This is a genomic window from Variovorax glacialis, assembly GCF_051216375.1.
Lineage (GTDB): Bacteria > Pseudomonadota > Gammaproteobacteria > Burkholderiales > Burkholderiaceae_C > Variovorax.
This window is the reverse complement of the sequence record NZ_JBPJZT010000020.1, coordinates 43,860-63,666: the sequence shown is the minus strand read 5'-3', so window position 1 is coordinate 63,666 and position 19,807 is coordinate 43,860. Positions and strand designations below refer to the sequence as shown.

General features: G+C 66.6%; 14 protein-coding genes. 4 read left to right on the top strand and 10 right to left on the bottom strand.

What is annotated here, in order from left to right; translation table 11 throughout:
• Nucleotides 1-123: 123 nt before the first annotated feature.
• Complete coding sequence (locus tag ACSFBL_RS31310) at nt 124-1,848, top strand: winged helix-turn-helix domain-containing tetratricopeptide repeat protein (protein WP_435519714.1); 1,725 nt, start codon at nt 124-126, stop codon at nt 1,846-1,848.
• A gap of 10 nt (nt 1,849-1,858) precedes the next feature.
• Here ACSFBL_RS31310 and ACSFBL_RS31305 read toward each other — a convergent pair whose 3' ends face one another.
• The 3 genes from ACSFBL_RS31305 to uvrA all read right to left on the bottom strand — a co-directional run bounded on the left by ACSFBL_RS31305 (nt 1,859) and on the right by uvrA (nt 10,334).
• Complete coding sequence (locus ACSFBL_RS31305) at nt 1,859-2,815, bottom strand: Bug family tripartite tricarboxylate transporter substrate binding protein (protein ID WP_435519713.1); 957 nt, start codon at nt 2,813-2,815, stop codon at nt 1,859-1,861.
• A gap of 114 nt (nt 2,816-2,929) precedes the next feature.
• Nucleotides 2,930-3,976 (bottom strand): histone deacetylase family protein, encoded by a 1,047-nt coding sequence (locus tag ACSFBL_RS31300; protein ID WP_435519712.1) that lies wholly within the window; start codon nt 3,974-3,976, stop codon nt 2,930-2,932.
• A 541-nt stretch (nt 3,977-4,517) separates the two neighbouring features.
• On the bottom strand, nt 4,518-10,334 hold the full coding sequence (gene uvrA / locus ACSFBL_RS31295; protein ID WP_435519711.1) for an excinuclease ABC subunit UvrA: 5,817 nt from the start codon (nt 10,332-10,334) through the stop codon (nt 4,518-4,520).
• Between the two features lie 252 nt (nt 10,335-10,586).
• Between uvrA and ACSFBL_RS31290 the strand changes: the two genes are divergently transcribed.
• Entirely contained in the window at nt 10,587-11,882 is a 1,296-nt protein-coding gene (locus ACSFBL_RS31290; RefSeq protein WP_435519710.1) for an acetyl-CoA hydrolase/transferase family protein, read from the top strand.
• Here the strand turns inward: ACSFBL_RS31290 and ACSFBL_RS31285 are convergent.
• A complete protein-coding gene (locus ACSFBL_RS31285; protein ID WP_435519709.1) occupies nt 11,869-12,954 on the bottom strand; it encodes a DnaJ C-terminal domain-containing protein in 1,086 nt (361 codons plus the stop codon). The genes ACSFBL_RS31290 and ACSFBL_RS31285 overlap by 14 nt on opposite strands.
• A 255-nt stretch (nt 12,955-13,209) precedes the next feature.
• Between ACSFBL_RS31285 and ACSFBL_RS31280 the strand changes: the two genes are divergently transcribed.
• Complete coding sequence (locus ACSFBL_RS31280) at nt 13,210-14,232, top strand: S1/P1 nuclease (protein WP_435519708.1); 1,023 nt, start codon at nt 13,210-13,212, stop codon at nt 14,230-14,232.
• A 15-nt stretch (nt 14,233-14,247) separates the two neighbouring features.
• Here ACSFBL_RS31280 and ACSFBL_RS31275 read toward each other — a convergent pair whose 3' ends face one another.
• The 6 genes from ACSFBL_RS31275 to ACSFBL_RS31250 all read right to left on the bottom strand — a co-directional run bounded on the left by ACSFBL_RS31275 (nt 14,248) and on the right by ACSFBL_RS31250 (nt 18,916).
• Nucleotides 14,248-14,406 carry a hypothetical protein gene (locus ACSFBL_RS31275; RefSeq protein WP_435519742.1) on the bottom strand — a complete coding sequence of 53 codons (159 nt, stop codon included), beginning with the start codon at nt 14,404-14,406 and terminating at the stop codon, nt 14,248-14,250.
• A gap of 261 nt (nt 14,407-14,667) precedes the next feature.
• A complete protein-coding gene (locus ACSFBL_RS31270; protein WP_435519707.1) occupies nt 14,668-16,362 on the bottom strand; it encodes an MFS transporter in 1,695 nt (564 codons plus the stop codon).
• Between the two features lie 259 nt (nt 16,363-16,621).
• Nucleotides 16,622-17,260, bottom strand: coding sequence for a 2-hydroxychromene-2-carboxylate isomerase (locus ACSFBL_RS31265; RefSeq protein WP_435519706.1), 639 nt, complete (start codon nt 17,258-17,260; stop codon nt 16,622-16,624).
• On the bottom strand, nt 17,257-17,511 hold the full coding sequence (locus ACSFBL_RS31260; RefSeq protein ID WP_435519705.1) for a DUF1289 domain-containing protein: 255 nt from the start codon (nt 17,509-17,511) through the stop codon (nt 17,257-17,259). The genes ACSFBL_RS31265 and ACSFBL_RS31260 overlap by 4 nt, the downstream gene beginning before the upstream one ends.
• Complete coding sequence (locus ACSFBL_RS31255) at nt 17,508-17,996, bottom strand: YbaK/EbsC family protein (RefSeq protein WP_435519704.1); 489 nt, start codon at nt 17,994-17,996, stop codon at nt 17,508-17,510. Before ACSFBL_RS31255 ends, ACSFBL_RS31260 begins: the two co-directional genes overlap by 4 nt.
• The gene (locus tag ACSFBL_RS31250) at nt 17,996-18,916 is read right to left on the bottom strand and encodes a hydroxymethylglutaryl-CoA lyase (protein WP_435519703.1); all 921 of its coding nucleotides are present in this window, start codon (nt 18,914-18,916) and stop codon (nt 17,996-17,998) included. The genes ACSFBL_RS31255 and ACSFBL_RS31250 overlap by 1 nt, the downstream gene beginning before the upstream one ends.
• A gap of 168 nt (nt 18,917-19,084) precedes the next feature.
• Here ACSFBL_RS31250 and ACSFBL_RS31245 point away from each other — a divergent pair, with 168 nt between their 5' ends.
• Nucleotides 19,085-19,795: a Crp/Fnr family transcriptional regulator gene (locus ACSFBL_RS31245; RefSeq protein ID WP_435519702.1), complete on the top strand. Its 711-nt coding sequence runs from the start codon at nt 19,085-19,087 to the stop codon at nt 19,793-19,795.
• Nucleotides 19,796-19,807: the final 12 nt, after the last annotated feature.

The following is a 19,807-nucleotide window of genomic DNA, read 5'->3' as shown; positions in this document are numbered from 1 at the left end:
GACGTCCCACCGTCGGCAACGACTGGGATCCACCGGGCTTCCACCCGGCCCCAAAGCGGCACAAAATGCCATTGGAGGAACGCCACGCGACATGCCGGTTGCGTGGTCCGGGAAGGCGGGTCCATGAACGACGAGCAATCGACGATCCATCTGCGAGCTCCGCCTGCGTTCACTCGATCTCGTGCCAGTGTCTCGGCGGTGGTTCGATTCCTCGACTTCGAGTTTGATTTCGAGCGCGACCAATTGCGGCGCGAGGGCGCGCTGATCGCGCTGAGTCCCAAGCCGAGCGCACTGCTCCGCTATTTCCTTGCGAACCCACAGCGACTCATCAGCAAGGCCGAGCTCATGGAAAGTCTGTGGGCCGGCGTGGTGGTCACGGACGACTCGCTCGTCCAGTGCGTGAGCGAACTGCGCAGCCGACTGGGTGCCCCTGGCGCGAAATTGATCACCACCTTGCCGCGGCGCGGCTACATGTTCGAGGCGGACGTTCGTCCCGTCATGGCCGATGGATCCAGTGATTCCTGGCGGGCCGCAGAGGCGCCGCCTGCGGCACCGCCAGCGTTGTCCGCGCGTCATGGCATGCGGCGCCTCGTGGCCGCCAGCGTCGCGCTTGTCCTCCTTGTCGCTGGCGGCCTCGCGGCCTATCGCGAGTTCGTTTCAACGCCATTCCGCATCGACGAAGAGGTCGCCAGGCGCAACGCCGTTGTCATGATGCCTTTCTCGGACATCGGCGCCACGCCGGCGCCGGCGAACGTTCGCGACGGGCTGGAGGATGAGATTGCCGCCCGGCTCTCGGAGCTGCCCGGTGCGAGCGTCGTTCGGTCGGCCGAAGCCAAGGGCGGGCGGTATGCGATGAGCGGACGCATCGCGACGCACAGGGACCACGTCTCCGTCGATACCCAGCTCAAGACCATCCCCCAGGGAAACATCGTGTGGTCGGAGCATTTCGAGTACACCGATGCCAACGATCCAGGACTCAACCTCGACGTCGCCCTCAGGGTCGTCAGCAGTCTCCGCCATCGGCTGACCGAGATTCACAAGGCCAGAGTGAGCGCACCAGGCTACCGATTCGACCCGGCGGACCTGGCGATATCGGGATGGGATGACATCAACCATCGCCAGTCCATTGAAGACGTTCGCAGAGGACGGAAGCGTTTCGAGGAAGCCCTGCGCGCCGATCCTGATTCCGTCATCGCGCTGACTGGTCTGGGCGCCGCCCTGATGTCCGAGCGCTTCGGCAACTCCGGCGAGCCACTGCCCCAGGACGCGGCCGAGTCGGAGCGCGTCGCGGCCCGGGCGATTGCGGTCGCGCCCAATGATTCGGTGGCCCTCATCATCTGGGGTGATGCCCTCCTCTTTCGCGGCCAACCCGACCTCGCGCTTCCCGTGTTCGAAAAGTCGGTGCTGCGCTCACCGGCCAACGCGAATGCACATCTCAGGTATGCGGACAATCTGCTTCTCGTCGGCCGGGCAGCGGACATGCAGCCCGAGATAGACAGCGCCATGCGAATAGGCTACCGGGACCAGCGGATCATGGCGGCGGCCTTCTACGTTGCATCGGAAGCGGCATTTGCCTTGGGCGATGACCAGAGGGCTTATGCCTTGGCGCGCCGATCGCTCGCGGAAAGACCGACCTACGGACTCTCCTATGCCATGCTGGCCTCGATCGACGCGCTGCACGGCCGCAAGGAAGAGGCTGAGAAGAACATGGCGGAGCATCGCAGGCTGATGGCGCACAACACGATCGCCAGGTATGTCACGAACCATCCCGCCGGCGCGGACAGCTACAAGGCCAGCCGCGACAGGATGTGCGCCGGCTTGCGTGCGGCGGGCTTGCCGGAGCAATAGCCGCCTTCGCTCACTGCGGCTTGCCCAGCCCCAGCTTCTCGATCAGCGCCTTCTCGCGCGTGAAGGTCGTCTGCGCAAACTTCGCGTAGTCGCTCGAACTCATGTAGATCGGCAGCATGTCATAGCGGCCCAGCGCGGCGACGTAGCTCGGCTCTTCCATCGCCTGCTTGAACGCGTCGTGCAGCTTCTTCACGACCTCCGGCGACGTGCCCTTGGGCGCGCCAATGCCGAAGGGCGAGTTCTGCACGATGTCGATGCCCAGTTCCTTCAGCGTCGGCGCGTCCGGGAACTTGGCGAGGCGCTTGTCGCCCCAGGTGTTCAGCACGCGCAGCTTGCCCGACTCCACCAGCGGCGCGAAGCCGGTCGAGTCGGCGATCGCCATCAGGTGGTTGCCCAGCACGGCCTGCGAGAGATCGGCGCTGCCCTTGTACGGAACGTGCTGCAACTGGATGCCCAGTTGCTGCGCGATGAGTTCGGTCGTCAGGTGCGGGCTGGTCAGGTTGCCGGTCGATCCGTAGGTGAGCTTGCCCGGATTGGCCTTGGCATACGCGACGAAATCGTTCCAGGTCTTGAAGGGGCTGTCGGCGGGCACTGCGATACCGAAGGCGTAGCCGGTGACGTTGATGACGTAGCTGATGTCCTTGACCGGGTCCCAGTTGATCTTGGTGGTGTACGGCAGGCGGAACACACCGAGCGGGATCTGCGCGATGGTGTAGCCGTCGGGCGGGGCAGTCTGCAGCGCCTGCGCGGGCAAGGTGCCGCCGGCACCGGGCTTGTTGTCGACCACGATCGGCTGGCCGAGGATCTTCGATGCGTTGTCGGCGAGCTGCCGCATCGTGATGTCGGTGGGGCCGCCGGCAGGGAACGCGATCACGAGCTTGATGGGCCGGCTGGGAAAGCTTTGGGCGTGCACGGCCGTGGCAGCGATGCCGAGAAGGGCGGCGCACAAGAGGGAACGACGAAACATGAGCTGGCTCCGGAGACGGGTCGAAATCGACGGGCCGCCATTTGGCCGCAGGGACATTTCATGGGCAATGGGGGAATGTCCCGGTCGAGTCACGCGCGCTTCTGGCGCGAGCGATCAACCCGCGTGCTGCATGAACCCATCGAGCACGTTCACCGCGTTGGCGCCGACCTCGGCCACCGCGTAGCCGCCTTCGAAGACGAACACGGTCGGCAACCCGGCGCTCGCAATGTCCTCACCGATGCGAAGGAAATCGGGCGTGGCGAGCGTGAAGCCGGCGATCGGATCGCCTTCGAAGGTGTCGAGCCCGAGCGAGACGACGAGTGCACCGGCCTTGTACTCCGCGATGCCCTGCAGCGCATCCTTCAGTGCCGCTCGCCATGCCGCGAAGCCGGTGCCGCGCGCGAGCGGCAGGTTGCGATTGAAGCCGAGGCCTTCGCCTGCGCCGCGCTCGTCGGCGTAGCCCAGGTAGTAGGGATACTCGGTGTGCGGATCGCCGTGGATGCTGGTGAACTGCACGTCGGCACGATCGTAGAAGATGGCCTGCGTGCCGTTGCCGTGGTGGTAGTCGACATCGAGCACGGCGACGCGTTCCACCCCTGCATCGCGCAGGCCCTGCGCGGCGATGGCAGCGTTGTTGAGGAAGCAGTAGCCGCCGAAGAAATCCGTGCCGGCATGGTGGCCCGGCGGACGCGTGAGCGCGAACGCGGCGCGCGCTCCGTTCAGCACGCGCGTCGCAGCCGTCAACGCACAGTCCGCGCCCGCGCGTGCGGCACGCCACGTGCCTGATGTCAACGGCGTGCCGGCGTCGTACGAGAACAAGCCCAAGCGCGCGGGAAAACTCGCCGGCAGGACGTCGGAACGAAATGTGCGGATCGGCCAGTACGAAGGCAAGGCGTCGCGCCCGGCATTGGCCGGATCCATCGCCACCCATTCGCTCCATGCGTTGGCAAGAAAGTCGAGATAGCGCGGCGCATGGACGCGGGCGATGACGGCATCGTCGAAGGTGTCGGGCGATTCGATTGGTCCGAGCTTGCGTTCCTTCAACGCCTGCAGGACGTAGTCGGCACGCGCGGGTATTTCGAAGCACGGCACGAGTTCGCCGCGGAACATCTCCAACTTGCCTTCATGGAGGGCATGGTGGGTGTTGTAGATCGTGAGCATGGGTGTAGCGTAGCGCGGCTCGCCTTCTTGTTCCGCAAGTTGGGGGCGGCGATGGTGCCCTGCGGCGACCGACGTCACCGGCCGCTTCGCGGCTTCCCTGCGCTGCTCACGGTACGCGGGGTCCGCGCAAACTCGCTTCGCTCAAACACGCGCGGCCCTTTTTCCGCGTACCGTTGCGCTGCTCGGCGGTGCCTCAACGGTCGCCGCAGGGCACACCGCTCACCATCGCGGACACGGCGGGGGGGAACTGTCCGCCTCAACCGCATTTGCACTGCAACGGTTCGCGCCGCTCGAGGCGCCCTCGCGCGTTGCACTTCACAGAGCCTGGCAGGCGATGCGGGCTGGGCAACCCCTCTACGCCGCCGAAGCGCGCAGCTTCAGGCGGAAAAAGGGCCGCGCGTGTCTGAGCGAAGCGAGTTTGCGCGGACCCCGCCTGAAGCGAGCACTGCAGGGCAGCCCGAAGGGCCGGTGTAGCGGGGTTGCCCAGCCCGCATCACCTGCCAGGCGCCCCAACCAAAGTCCAGGGAAACGCACCCGTAGATCAAGCCTCCCGCCGCACAGCCGCAGGCCGCGCCTCCAGAACAGGCAATGTCAAAACCACGTGCCTCTCACGCGACCGCGCAAGCACCGGCCCCAGCGCCACCCCCGTGTGCGTACCCAAGCGCACGACTTCTTCCGGCGGCGCGGCAGCCACGACACGCCCACCTGCGTTGCCCCCTTCCGGCCCGAGATCGATCAGCCAGTCCGCCTCCGCGATCACATCCAGGTCATGCTCGATCACCACGACACTGTGTCCGCCGTTCACCAACCGGTGCAGCACGTGGATCAGCTTTTCGACGTCCGCCATGTGCAGCCCCACCGTCGGCTCGTCGAGAACGTACAACGTGTGCGGTGCCTTGTTGCCCCGGCGCGTGACGTCGTCCCGCACCTTGCTGAGTTCCGTCACGAGCTTGATGCGCTGCGCCTCGCCGCCCGACAGCGTCGGCGACGGCTGCCCCAGCGTCAGATAGCCCAGCCCCACGTCCTTCAGCAACTGCAGCGGATGACTGATGTTCGGCATCGACGCGAAGAACTCGACCGCCTCGTCCACCTCCATCTGCAACACATCGCCGATGCTCTTGCCGCGCCAGCTCACCGCCAGCGTCTCCGGGTTGAAGCGCGCACCGTGGCACACCTCGCAAGGCACCTTCACGTCCGGCAGGAAACTCATCTCGATCGTGCGAACACCCGCGCCCTCGCAGCCCGGGCAGCGCCCCTCGCCCGTGTTGAAGCTGAAGCGCGCCGGCCCGTAGCCCCGCGCCTTGGCCTCCAGCGTGTCCGCGAACAGCTTGCGGATCGTGTCCCAGAAGCCGATGTAGGTCGCCGGGCAACTGCGCGGCGTCTTGCCGATCGGCGTCTGGTCGACCTCCAGAACGCGATCGATCGTCTCGTAGCCGGCGACGGCGCTGCAACCCGTCCACTTGGGATGCTTGCCCGCGGCATCGGCGTCGCGACCGGCCTTCGTCATGCGCTGAACCACCGCCGCATACACGTTGGCCAACAGCACATCGCGCGCGAGTGTCGACTTGCCCGATCCGCTCACGCCCGTTACGGCCACCAGCCGATGCAGCGGCAGCGATACCGTCACGTCCTGCAGGTTGTGCAGATCCGCGCCATGCACCGTGAGCCAGTCCGGCGCGCCGGGCTCCGGCATCGGAACCGGTCGACGCGCCTGCAGCGGATGCTTGATCGCATCACGTAGATAGCGGCCCGTCTGCGAGTCGCCCGCGCCCTGGATGTCCGCCACCGTGCCTTCAGCCACCAGCCGGCCGCCACGCTTGCCCGCGCTCGGCCCGATGTCGATGATGTGGTCGGCGCGACGGATCGTGTCCTCGTCGTGCTCCACCACCACCAGCGTGTTGCCCTTGTCGCCCAGCTTGTGAAGGGCATCCAGCAGGATCTGGTTGTCGCGCGCATGCAGGCCGATGGTCGGCTCGTCGAGCACATAGCAGACGCCCTGCAGATTGCTGCCGAGCTGAGCAGCCAGTCGAATGCGCTGCGCCTCGCCGCCGCTCAGCGTCGGCGCGCCACGGTCGAGCGTCAGGTAGCCCAGCCCCACCTCTTCGAGGAATTCGAGCCGGCTCTTGATTTCCGGCACCAGGTCGCGCGCGATCTCCGCCTCGCGGCCGGCCAGGCGCAGCCCCTCGAACCACACACGGATGTCGCCGACGCTCATTCGCGCCAACTCCGTGATGCCGATGCCGCCGTTGCCAGCCGCGTCGGAGGTGCCGAAGCTCACCGCGCGCGCCGTCGCATTGAGCCGCGTACCTTCGCAGGTCGGGCACACCACGTCGCCCACGTCTTCCGCTTCCGGCTCGGCGAAGGTCTGCTCGCGCCCCTTCTGGTCATCGGCCATCACGGAGTCGTCGTAGACCTTGCGCTGCTCCTTCGTGAGCTTGACGCCCGTGCCAACGCAATCCGGGCACCAGCCGTGCTTGCTGTTGTACGAGAAGAGGCGCGGATCGAGTTCCGCATAGCTGGTGCTGCACACCGGGCAGGCGCGCAACGTCGAGAACACGTGTGCTCGCCCGATGCCGGCGGTCGGTGCGCCGGCCATCATGGCGCCGCGCAGGCCGGTGAGATCGCTCAGCACATGCACCACGCCCTTGCCGTGTTCGAGCGCACGCGTGAGCGCCTCGCGCAGTTCCGCCTCCTGCGACGGCAACACGTCCAGGCTCGCCACGGGCAGCTCGATGCTGTGTTCCTTGAAGCGATCGATGCGCGGGAAGTTCGTGGTCGGCAGGAACTCGCCGTCGACCCGCAGGTGCGTGTAGCCGCGCGGCCGCGCCCAGTCGGCCAGTTCGGTGTAGACGCCCTTGCGGTTGCTCACCAGCGGCGCGAGCAGGCCGATGTGCTGGCCCTTGAAGTTCTTCTGGAGCTGCGCCGCGATGCTGTCCGGCGTCTGCGGCTGCACCGCCGAACCATCGTGGATGCAGTGCTGGATGCCGAGCTTGACGTAGAGCAGGCGCAGGAAGTGCCACACCTCGGTGGTCGTGCCGACGGTGCTCTTGCGGCCGCCGCGCGACAGGCGCTGCTCGATCGCCACGGTGGGCGGAATGCCGTAGACGGCATCCACCTCCGGCCGACCCGCCGGCTGCACGATGCTGCGCGCATAGGCATTCAGTGATTCGAGGTAACGGCGCTGCCCTTCGTTGAAGAGGATGTCGAAGGCCAGCGTGGACTTGCCCGAGCCGCTTACGCCGGTGACGACGCTGAACTTGCCGCGCGGAATATCGACCGACAGGTTCTTGAGGTTGTGCTCGCGCGCGTTGACGATCTGGATCGCATCGCGACCCGCCGCCGGCTGCGCGCGTGCGGCGTACGACCGCGCCGCACGTTCCGCCACCTTGTACGCGCCGGGGCCGATCGCGAGTTCGTAGTCGGCCAGCGCGGCGCCCGTGAGCGACGCGCGGTTCTCGCGCACCTGCTCGGGCGTACCCACCGCGACGATCTGGCCGCCGCCCTCGCCGCCTTCCGGCCCGAGGTCGATCAGCCAGTCGCTGGCACGGATCACGTCGAGGTTGTGTTCGATGACGACCAGCGAATGCCCGGCATCGAGCAGCTTGCGCAAGGCGCGCATCAGCCGGGCGATGTCGTCGAAGTGCAGGCCGGTGGTCGGCTCGTCGAAGAGGAACAGCGTGCCCTTGCGTGCCAGCGGCTGCTTGCTGGCGCTGCCGCTCTTCGCGGCTTCCGCAAGAAAGCCCGCCAGCTTGAGGCGCTGCGCCTCGCCGCCGCTGAGCGTGGGCACCGGCTGGCCGAGCTTCACGTAGTCGAGGCCGACATCGACGATGGGCTGCAGCATGCGCAGCACCTCGCGGTCGCCCTGGAACGCGGCGGCCGCTTCGGCCACCGTGAGGTCGAGCACGTCGGCCACGTTGAAGTTGCGTCCGGCGCGCTCGATCGTCACTTCGAGGATCTCGGGACGGTAGCGCTTGCCGTCGCAATCGGGGCAGCGCAGGTAGACGTCGGAGAGGAACTGCATCTCCACGTGCTCGAAACCCGAGCCGCCGCAGGTCGGGCAACGCCCGTCGCCGCTGTTGAAGCTGAACTTCGATGCGGTGTAGCCGCGTTGCCGCGAGAGCCCCGCCGTAGCGAAAATTTCGCGGATCGCGTCCCACGCGCCCACGTAGCTCGCGGGATTGGAACGCGCCGTCTTGCCGATCGGTGACTGGTCGACGAAGACCACGTCGCTCAGGTGATCGGCGCCCAGCATCCGGTCGTGCGCCCCGGGTGTTTCGGTCGCCTTGCCGAAGTGCCGCATCAGCGCGGGAGCGAGCACGTCCTGCACCAGCGTCGACTTGCCCGAGCCGCTCACGCCGGTGATGCACACCAGCCGCGAGAGCGGCAGCTCGACTGTCACGTCCTGCAGGTTGTGCTCGCGCACGCCTTCAAGGATGAGGCGCGGCGTGTTGTCGGTCACCATGCGCCGGAAGCCCATGCCGATCTGCTTGCGACCGCCGAGGTATTGGCCGGTCAATGTCTCGGCATCACGAAGGGCGTCGGTGCTGCCGTCGAAGACGATCTGCCCGCCTCGGATACCGGGGCCGGGGCCCATGTCGATCACGCGGTCGGCGGCCAGCATCACGGCCGGGTCATGCTCCACCACCACGAGCGTGTTGCCGGCATCACGCAGGCGCAGCATCGCCTCGGTGATGCGGTTCATGTCGCGCGGATGCAGTCCGATGCTGGGCTCGTCGAGCACGAAGAGCGTGTTGACCAGCGAAGTGCCGAGCGCCGTCGTGAGGTTGATACGCTGCACCTCGCCGCCGCTCAGCGTGCGGCTCTGGCGGTCGAGCGTGAGGTAGCCGATGCCGACATCGTGCAGGTAGCGCAGGCGGGTCGTTATTTCGTCGAACAGCAGTTTGAGCGCCTGTACATCGCCTTCGCTCGCAGTGCTGCCGTTGCCATGGCTTTCGATGCCGTCGAAGAAACGACGCAGCCGCTCGATGGGCAGCAGCATCAGGTCATGCACGCACAGGCCGGGCAAGGCCTCCAGCTGTTCGCGCGACCACTTCGTGCCGACCGGCATGAAGCGCTTCGCGGGGTCGAGCACCGCATCGGCGTCTTCCTTGCTGCCGATGCGCCACAGCAGGCTTTCGAGCTTGAGCCGGGCGCCGGAGCAGACCGGGCACGGCGTGTAGCTGCGGTACTTCGACAAGAGCACGCGGATGTGCATCTTGTAGGCCTTGCTCTCCAGATAGGCGAAGAAGCGCCGCACGCCATACCACTGCTTGTTCCAGTTGCCTTCCCTGTAGTTGGGCGTGCCCTCGATCACCCAGTGCTTCTGCTCGTCCGTGAGCTTGTTCCACGGCGTGTCGCGCGGAATGCCGGCCACCTCCGCATGGCGCATGAGGTCGTCCTGCGCTTCCTTCCACGCGGGCGTCTGGATGGTCTTGATGGCGCCGGCGCGCAAGGTGAGCCTGTCGTTCGGGATCACGAGGCCGAGGTCGACACCGATCACGCGGCCGAAGCCGCGGCAGGTTTCGCAGGCACCGACCGCGGAGTTGAACGAGAACATCGACGGGATCGGGTCGGTGTAGCGAATGTCGCTCTCGGGGCAATGCAGCCCGGTCGAGAACTTCCAGATCTCCGGCTCGACACCCTCGTCCGCCGACAGTGCGTACACCGTGAGCCGGCCGGTGCCGCGCTTCAATGCCACTTCGATCGCCTCGACCACGCGCGCGCGCTCGGCGCCGGCGATTCGGAAGCGGTCGGCCACCACGTCGAGTACCTTGCGCGGGCCCGTCGGCGTCGCGACCTCGCGCTCGGCCTGCACGCGCGTGAAGCCGCTGGCCGACAGCCATTGCGTCACCTCGTCGGCGCTGGTGCTGGCGGGCAGTTCCACCGGGAAGGTCAGCACCACACGCGGGTCGCCCGACGCTGCGGCGCGCGAGACCAGTTCGGCGTAGATCGAGTCCGGCGAGTCGTGCCGCACGGGCAGCGCGGTCTCGCGGTCGAACAACTGCGCCGCGCGCGCAAAGAGCAGCTTCAGGTGGTCGTTGAGTTCGGTCATCGTGCCGACGGTGGAGCGCGACGAGCGCACCGGGTTCGTCTGGTCGATGGCGATCGCGGGCGGCACGCCTTCGACCTTGTCGACGGCCGGCTTGTCCATGCGATCGAGGAACTGGCGCGCGTAGGCGGAAAAGGTCTCGACGTAGCGCCGCTGGCCTTCGGCATAGAGCGTGTCGAACACCAGGCTCGACTTGCCCGAACCGCTCGGCCCGGTGACCACGGTCATCTCGCCGGTGCGGATGTCGAGGTCGAGGTTCTGGAGGTTGTGCTGACGTGCACCGCGTATCCGGATGGAGCCCTGTGTCATGAATGCCTTGGGGATGGGGCAGACATTCTAGGAACACGGGCGAAGCTTCGTGCGGGCCTCCGGATGGTCGGTCGCGGCGCAGGGCTTCTTCATCACTTACACGCAGACACACGTACATGCGCACCTGCGGGTCGAAGTGGTTCCGGCGCGATGTGGCGTCGCCACGGGCCGGGATACCGGGACTGGCGCCCGATCACCTCTGTATCCAATAATGACGTCCGTCCACTGTCATGCCCCATGGGGAATCCAGGAATGTCAGCTCGCGAGATGTACCAGCAAAGGCGGACCACCGCCGCCGAAGCCGTTCGCCATGTGCGCAACGGCGATTTCATCGTCGTTCCCACCGGCGTGGGTGAGCCGCCGACGCTGCTGACCGCCCTGTCGGAGCAGCGCCTGGACTTCCGCGATGTCAAGGTCGGGCAGATCCTCGCGATGCGGAAGTACGGCTACATCGATCCGGCCACCGTGGACCACGTCCGGCACGTCGCCTATTTCTTCGGCGGCGCCACGCGCGCGGGCGGGCAGGCCGGCTGGATCGACTTCATCCCGAACTACTTCTCCGAGATCCCGATGCAGATCGAGCGGGGCCTGATGCCTGCGGACGCGGTCTTCAGCATGGCATCGCCGATGGACGACGAGGGCTTCTTCGCCCTCAGCCTCGGCGCGGACTACACGATGGCCGCAGTCGCCAAGGCGCGCGCCGTGATGCTGGAGGTGAACCCGAACGTGCCCTTCGCCTTCGGCAACTGCCGGGTGCATGTCTCGAAGGTCGCCGCGCTGGTCGAAAGCGAAGAGCCGGTGCTCGAGGTCGGACTGCCGAAGATCGGCATCGTGCAGGAAGCGATCGGCAAGTACGTCGCGGACATGATCGAAGACGGCTCGACGCTGCAGATCGGCTATGGCGGCATCCCCGATGCCGTGGTCATGCAACTCGCGCACAAGCGTGATCTCGGCGTGCATACCGAGATGATCGGCGACGGCATCCTGTCGCTGGTGGAGTGCGGCGCGGTCACCAATCGTCGCAAGAACTACCTGCCGGGGAAGATGGTCGCGACCTTCGCGTTGGGCTCCCGGAAGCTGTACCGCTTCATGGAGCGCAACCCGGTGCTGGAGATCCATCCCGTCAACTTCACCAACGATCCGGCCCTGGCCGGCATGAACGACAACCTGGTCGCCATCAACGCCACCTTGCAGATCGACCTGCTGGGCCAGTGCGGCTCGGAGAGCCTGGGCTGTGCGCCGTTCTCGGGCACGGGCGGTCAATCCGACTTCGTGCGTGCGGCCAACCGGTCACGCGGCGGCAAGGCGTTCATCGTGCTGCCGTCGACGGCCAAGGACGACACCATCTCGCGCATCGTGCCGGTGCTTTCGCCGGGCACGCACGTCACGACCAGCAAGAACGACATCAACTATGTCGTGACCGAGTACGGGGTCGCGCAACTGCGCGGGAAGTCGGCACGGCAAAGGGCGCGGGAACTCATCGGTATCGCGCATCCGGCGTTTCGCGAAGAGCTTGCGGCGCAGGCCGCGAGCCTCAAGCTCCTGTAGCGCCGCGCTCCGACAGCCCGCGCTCCCACGCGCGCAGCTTCTTGTTCCATGCACGCAGGCGTTCGTCGGCAGCGCCCGACGTCGCCAGCAGCTGGTCGAGCAAAATCTGCTGATCGGTGCTGAGCGAATCCGGGAAGATCGGCCGGATCGTGACCCACTGGTCCCCGCGCGCGCCGCGACGCGCCACCGGGAATCCCTGGCCCTTCAAGCGGTAGGTCAGCTGCTCCCGGTCGAGCTGCAGCGCGTGCAGGCCCGTGACGGTCGGCACCTGGATCGAGCGCCTGGCGATCCAGGCGAAGCCGTCGACCGGGATTTCGCAGCGAATGGTGCCGTCGTCCTCGAGCTGGAAGAACGCGTGCGCGGCCACTTCGACGCGGATCTCGAGATCGGCGGGCGGGCTGTCCGGGCGCGAGCGTCGCCCGGCGACATGGAGCAGGTCGCCATGGCGCACGCCATGCGGAATGCGGACGTTGATCTTGTACGTGCGCGCGTTCATCTTGCCGGCGCCCTCGCAGGTCGGGCAGGTCTGCCGGGCGATGCCGCCGCCCAGACACGAATCGCATTCGGAATTGCCGCTGGGCCAGCCGAAGAACGAGCGCTTCGGGATCGCGCCCGAGCCGCCGCACTGGGCGCAGTTGCCGCCGAGCACCTGGTGCCCTGCCCCTGCGCAGGTCGAGCAGACGTCGATCACCTTGCCGCGCAGCACCTTGATGCAGCCGACGGCGGCTTCTTCCAGCGTCAACTTCACCTTGCGGAAGATGGGCTTGCGCTGCCGACTCGCACCGCCGGCATCGCCCGACGCCGTGTCGTCGTCCTCGAATCCGGACGCTGTTGGTTCCGACGCGGCGGTCGGGGTGGCACCGGCGGCCGGGTCATCCGTGCGGACACGGGCCCCGGCACGGCGGATTTCCTCGAATGCCCGGTTGATGCGCTGCATCTTGGCCACCGCATCGGAGCTGTCGTTGCGGTCCGGATGCCATTGCGAGACCAGTCGGCGCCATGCCGCCTTGACCTCGCTGTCGGTCGCGTCCGGTGCAAGGCCCAGTTCGGCGAAAGCGTTCTCGGTGCCCAAAATTCGAATGTCCTTGTCCTGTGAAGCCCGTGCGGGACGTGTCCCGATGGCAGCGATGGCGTGCCGGAGTGAATGTTAGTCGAAGGGAGGGCCGCGAACCCTCTTCAGAGTAGGCTCCGGGCTCCAAAAGCCGATCGATGCGCCGCTTGCAAGCCCTACGCAGGCGTCGTGTTTCGCGGACTTGTCACCACCTTTGTGGTTGGCCGTTCAGGCCACGGCTGCCACACTGGCGAGGAGCACAGCAAGGAGGTCCTCATGCGCGCGGCAACAGCGGTCCTGGCCGGCATGGCCGGCCTCCTCGTCACTTGCGCGAGCAGCGCCTACGGCCCCAAGGGCCACCAGATGATCGGCGCCATCGCCGACACGCAATTGAGCCCGGCAGCGAAGGCCGCGGTCTCGAAGAATCTCGGCTATCCCCTGCGCACCGCTGCGACCTGGGCCGACTGCGTCAAGGACGTGGAAAAGACCGCCGCCGGCAAGTTCGTCTACAACCCGGACCCGCGCTTCGCCGCCGCCTGCAAGAACTTCGGCACCACGATCGGCAAGGACCGGATGGTCAGCTATGCGCGCCGCAACTGGAGCACCTGCAACGACCCGTCGGCTACCAAGGGTTGCCACGCGCTGTACCACTTCACCGACGTCGCGATCCAGCACGACGGCTACGACCGCGAATTCATCGGCACGAGCGATCACGACATCGTCAGCGCAATGCAGGCCGCTATCGCGAAGCTCCAGGGCGACCCGGTGCCGGCGCCTTTCAGCATCAAGGACAAGGCCGAAGCCATGCTGATGCTGGCCCACCTGGTCGGCGACGTGCATCAGCCCCTGCATGTCGGCGCCGTGTACCTCGATGCCAACGACAAACCCGTCGACCCCGACGCACTCGGCGGCCCCCACGACCCCAAGATGGACACCCGCGGCGGAAACAAGCTGGAGGTGGGAAGCAGCAACCTGCACGCAGACTGGGACGGCGTGCTGACGTCTTTCGATCCCATGAATCCCACGCCCGAACTGCTCGCAATGGCGAAAGCCGTGCCGACCACCACCGGCGCCCCAGGCACATGGCCCGCGGTCTGGGCAACGGAATCCGTCCAGACATCGAAGGCCGCCTTCACCGGACTCGCCTACACGCACACAGGCGCCAAGAAGGCAGACGAATGGGTCACGACCTTCCCGAACCGCAGCGCCTACCTGAAAGAAAAGAACGCCGTCCAGAAACAGGAGATGGCAACCGCAGGCGCACGCCTCGCCCAGATCCTGAACGCAGTCTGGCCCTAGTCCAGCCGCCCAGCCCTACTTCCTCGCCCCGCCTTCAGCGGCAGCCGGCGCATGCATCGAATCGCCCCCGTGCTTCTCCCCCGACATGTCGACCTTGTCCCCCGCCTTCATCAGCACGAACAAAACCAGCACCGCAAAAATCGCAAACCCGACACCCATCTTCCACATGATCAAGTCTCCCGACTCAAAATAAAAGGCCCCGCGCCAAAAGCCGCGAGGCCCGAAAAAAAGTCCCCGATCCCCTTCCGAAATACCGCGGAACCGGCTCAGCCGGGCCGCAGGTATCGCCCCCTGCAAGGGGGTAGGCGTTTACACGAAGTGAAAAAGCCTGGGGGTGTGCCAGGAACACCGCGGAACCGGCTCAGCCGGGCCGCAGGTATTGCCCCCTGCAAGGGGGTAGGCGTTTACACGAAGTGAAAAAGCCTGGGGGTGTGCCTAGTCATTCGCGTAGATGTCCACATCCTTGGTCTCACGAATGAAGATCGTGCCCACCACCAGCGTCATCGCCGCGATGACGATCGGATACCACAGGCCGTTGTACATGTTGCCGGTACTCGCAACGATCGCGAAGGCGGTGGTCGGCAGCAGCCCGCCGAACCAGCCGTTGCCGATGTGGTACGGGAGGCTCATCGAGGTGTAGCGGATGCGCGTCGGGAAGAGTTCCACCAGCATCGCCGCGATCGGGCCATAGACCATCGTCACCAGCAGCACCAGCCAGAACAGCAGCAGCACCGTCATGAACTTGTTCATCTTGGCCGGGTCGGCCTTGCTGGGGTAGCCCGCTGCCTTGAGTTGCTCGCCGATGTTCTTCTTGAACGCGGCGATGTCCTTGGCGGAGGCTTCGTCGAACTTGTGGTTGACGACGTTGCCGGTCGGCGACGTGATGGCCACGGTCCCGATCTTGACGACGGCCGGCGAGCCAGCGGGCCCGTCGACGCGCTCGTAGCTCACCGAGTTCTGCACGAGGTAGCGCTTGGCGATGTCGCAGGAGCTGCTGAAGTCGATCTCGCGTGCCACCGGGTTGCCCTGGAACGAGCACGAGCGCGGGTCGGCGGTCACCGTCACGCCGGCCGTGGCCTGCGCGCGGGCCAGGTCGGGGTTGGCGGCTTCGGTCAGCATCTTGAAGACCGGGAAGTAGGTGACCACGGCAAGCAGGCAGCCGGCCATGATGATCGGCTTGCGGCCGATCTTGTCCGAGAGCGTGCCCCACACGACGAAGAAGGGCGTGCCGATCAGCAGTGCGGCCGCGATCATCAGGTTGGCCGTGGTCGCATCGACCTTGAGCTGCTGCGTCAGGAAGAAGAGCGCATAGAACTGGCCCGAGTACCAGACCACGGCTTGGCCGGCCGTCAGGCCGATGAGCGCGAGGATCACGATCTTGAGGTTCTTCCACTCGCCGAAGGATTCGGCCAGCGGTGCCTTGGAGGTCTTGCCCTCGGCCTTCATCTTCTGGAAGGCGGGGGATTCGGACAGCGACAGGCGAATCCACACCGAAACGCCGAGCAGCAGGATCGACACCAGGAAGGGAATGCGCCAGCCCCAGTCGGTGAACGCTGCCTCGCCCATGCCTTCACGCACGCCGAGAATCACCACCAGGCTCAGGAACAGGCCGAGCGTTGCGGTGGTCTGGATCCACGAGGTGTAGGCGCCGCGCTTGCCGTGCGGCGAATGCTCGGCCACGTAGGTGGCTGCACCGCCGTACTCGCCGCCGAGGGCCAGGCCCTGCAGCATGCGCAATGCGATCAGGATCACTGGTGCCGCGACGCCGATGGTCGCGTAGCTGGGCAGCAGGCCGACGATGAAGGTCGACAGGCCCATGATCAGGATGGTGACGAGGAAGGTGTACTTGCGTCCGATCATGTCGCCGAGCCGGCCGAACACGATGGCGCCGAAGGGCCGCACCAGGAAACCGGCAGCGAAGGCCAGCAGCGCGAAGATGAAGGCCGCGCCGGCATCCAGGCCACTGAAGAACTGCTTGGCAATGATCGCCGCGAGCGAACCGTAGAGGTAGAAGTCATACCACTCGAACACGGTTCCCAGCGACGAGGCGAAGATGACTTTCTTCTCCTCGGCGGTCATGGGCCGGGGGGCGCTGGAGGGCGCTCCCCGTGAATCTAGTGTGGCTGCCATGTCGTCTCCTTAGAAATTGCGCCCACGGCGTGGGACGTGACGCATTCTTGGAGTGGCGACTGACCCGAGGCTGTCGCGAAACTGAACGTTCGCTGACGACTTAAGGTGAAACCCGCTGTCCACGTTTCAGCCTGTAGAAAAACCCAGGTTGCACCGCACAAATCCCAGGAACACCGCGGAACCGGCTCCGCCGGGCCGCCGGTGTTGCCCCCGGCAGGGGGTAGGCGGCCACACGAAGTGGGCAAGCCTGGGGGCGAGCCTAAATCTTCCGGAGCAGCGAAGGCCTCTGGTCGGCGGTGGCCCAGTCCGGTCCGTCGAACCATGCGTCGCCAACCAGGTAGGCGCGCAACATCGCGAGGCCATCGAAACCCCAGAACAGGCGGTCGTCGACGACGAAGGCGGGCACGCCGAAGACGCCTTGCGCGATGGCTTCGTCAGTGTTGGCCTTGAGTTGCGCCTTGGCCTCGTCGCTGCTGCTGTCGCGCACGAGTTTCAGCTGCGCAGCCAGCGCTGCGAGCCGGGTGGCGTCGCCCGCTTCGCCGCCCGTGCGCCAGACGTCGCGAAAGATGGTCTCGGCCACATGCCGGTTGATGTCGCCGTCCGCCGTGGTCGCAAGCGCGAGCCGCAGGTGCGGCAGCGGGTTGTAGGGATGCGTGGCCGGCATCTGGATGGGAATGTCCTTCGCGTGGCCGAGCCACAGCACATGGCGATAGGTCCAGGTCCGCTTTGCAGGGATTTCCCCCGGCCCGAGTTGCCCATGGTGCTTGAGCAGCGCACCGAGCAGTACGGGCCGGTAGGCGACGCTGTAGCTCAGGCCTTCGAGCGCCTGCGGCAACTGCTCGAACGCGAGGTACGCGTAGGGCGAGATGAAGTCCAGATGGAAGGTGATGTGTTTCATCGCTTGTCTCCCTCGGGGATGAGGAACCCCGCCTCCGCGCGCAGTTCGATCGCACGCCACACGCTGCGCTTGTCCGCATCGGCCATGCGGCTCCATGCGGCAATTTCGTCGATGGTGCGCAGGCAGCCCTGGCAGAAGCCGCTGTCCGCGTCCATGCGGCAGATCGAGATGCAGGGCGAAGGCACATCGCCCGTGATCGCTCGCGCGGCAACGGCGCGGTCGACCAGCGACGGCGCGGTATCGCCCCTCACACCACGTCCGCCACCGGTGCACCGGTGAGGGATTCGAGATCCTGCGGCCGCAGGCGCACCACGGCGTGCGGGTGCCCGGCGGCCGCCCAGATGTCCTGAAAGCGGAAGAGCTCGCGATCGATCAGCATCACCGGCGGCGTGGCATGCGCGAAGGGCGACACACCGCCGATCGAGAAGCCGGTGCGCGTCTTGACGAATTCGGCGTCCGCGCGGCCGAGCTTGCCGACCAGTTCGGCGACCTTCTTCTCGTCCACGCGCTTGTCGCCCGAGGTCACGACCAGCACCGCGACATCGTCGGTCTTTCGACGGAAGACGATGCTCTTGGCGATCTGGCCCAGGTCGATGCCCAGCGCATCGGCGGCCTGCTGGGCGGTGCGCGCCGCGTCGTCGAGCATCTGCGGCGTGTAGGGGTGGCCCTTGTCCTGCAGGAGGCGCGCGACGCGCTGCACGCCGTCGGGCAATGAAGTGAGTTCAGCCCCGCACATCAGTCGCACCTCTTCGTGCGGATCGCCTTCGAGGCGCGCGAGTTCGGCTCGCGGCCCAGGGCCTCGCTGATGTACACGCCGGCATCGATCAGCTTGTCCAGGTCGATGCCGGTCTCGATGCCCATGCCGTGCAGCATGTAGACCACGTCCTCGGTCGCGACGTTGCCGGTCGCGCCCTTGGCGTAGGGGCAGCCGCCGAGCCCGGCCGACGAGGTGTCGTACTGCCACACGCCCATCTCCAGGCTCGCGAGCGTGTTGCCCAGGGCCTGCCCGTAGGTGTCGTGGTAGTGGCCCGACACATCGTCGATGCCGTAGTGCCTGAGCGTGGCCTCCAGTGCGCGCTGCACCTTGAGCGGCGTGCCGACGCCGATCGTGTCGGCGACGCCCACGTGCTGCACGCCGATCTCCTTCATGAGGCCGGCGAGCATGTCGACGCGCGAGGGCGCGATCTCGCCCTCGTAGGGGCAGCCGACGGTGCACGACATCGCGCCGCGCACGTAGATGCCCTTCTCGCGGGCTGCCTCCACCACAGGCCGGAAGCGCTCGATGCTCTCCGCGATCGAGCAGTTGATGTTGCGCTGGCTGAAAGCCTCGCTGGCCGCGCCGAACACCACGATCTCGTCGGGCCACTCCTCGCGCGGCGCGGCGATCGCGGCCTCGAAGCCCTTCATGTTCGGCGTGAGCACGGAGTAGCGCACACCGGCCTTGCGCCGGATGCCGTGCATGACCTCCGCGTTATCCGCCATCTGCGGCACCCACTTGGGAGAGACGAAGCTGGTGACCTCGATCTCCTTGAGCCCCGCATCCTGCAGGCGATGCACGAGGCCGATCTTGATCTCGGCCGACACCGGCTGCTTTTCGTTCTGGAGGCCGTCGCGCGGGCCGACGTCGACGATCTTGACTCTGGAGGGAAGCTTCATGGGGAGGTCTCGTTCAAAGAATGGAGGTCGCCTCGCGGCACAGCCCTCATTTTCTCCGGCTTCGATGCAACACGGGCGAATCAGGGTTTGCCCGGCGCGGGACTTGCAATTCACACGGCTGTGGCACATTGCACAAGGGCTTCACACCGTCCGCTACCAGGAGCAGGAATGTCAACGCAAGCACTGATCGACGCCGCGTCCGCCGGACTGGCGCAGGCGCTCGCCACGCCGTCGGGGGTCATTGCGCTGTGCTCGGCGGGCATCGCGGGTGCGCTGGTGGTGGTCAGCTCCCTGGTCAAGACCATGATTCCGCTGCGTTTGCTGGCCGTGGGCAGCAACCTGGGCTTCCTGGTCTACGGCGCGTTGCACCCTTCGCTGCTGATGATGCTGCTGCACGGGGCGCTGCTGCCGATCAACATCGTCCGCACGGCGCAGATGGTGCGGCTGACGCGCCGGGTGAGCGCGGCGGCCGCGGCGAGCGATCTGTCGGGGGTCTGGCTCCGGCCCTACATGCGCAGCCAGCGCCTGAAGGCGGGGCACGTGCTGTTCCACAAGGGGGACGCGGCCACGCACCTGTACTTCCTCGCCGCCGGCCGCATCGAGTTCGTGGAAATCGGCGAAGTGATGGAAGAGGGTCGCCTGTTCGGCGAGATCGCCTTCTTCTCCCCCGACAAGTGCCGCTCGCTGACGGCCCGCTGCGCCACGGACTGCAACGTGCTTCGCATCGACGAACTGACCTTCAAGCAGCTGTACTACCAGAACCCGGCGTTCGGCTTCGAGGTGGTGACGCTGGTCGCCGGCAGGCTGCTGGCCGACCGGCAACGGCTGGAGCAGCAGATCGCGGCGAGCCGCCAGCGAGCGATCTCGCACGCGGCCTGACTGCGGCTGCAC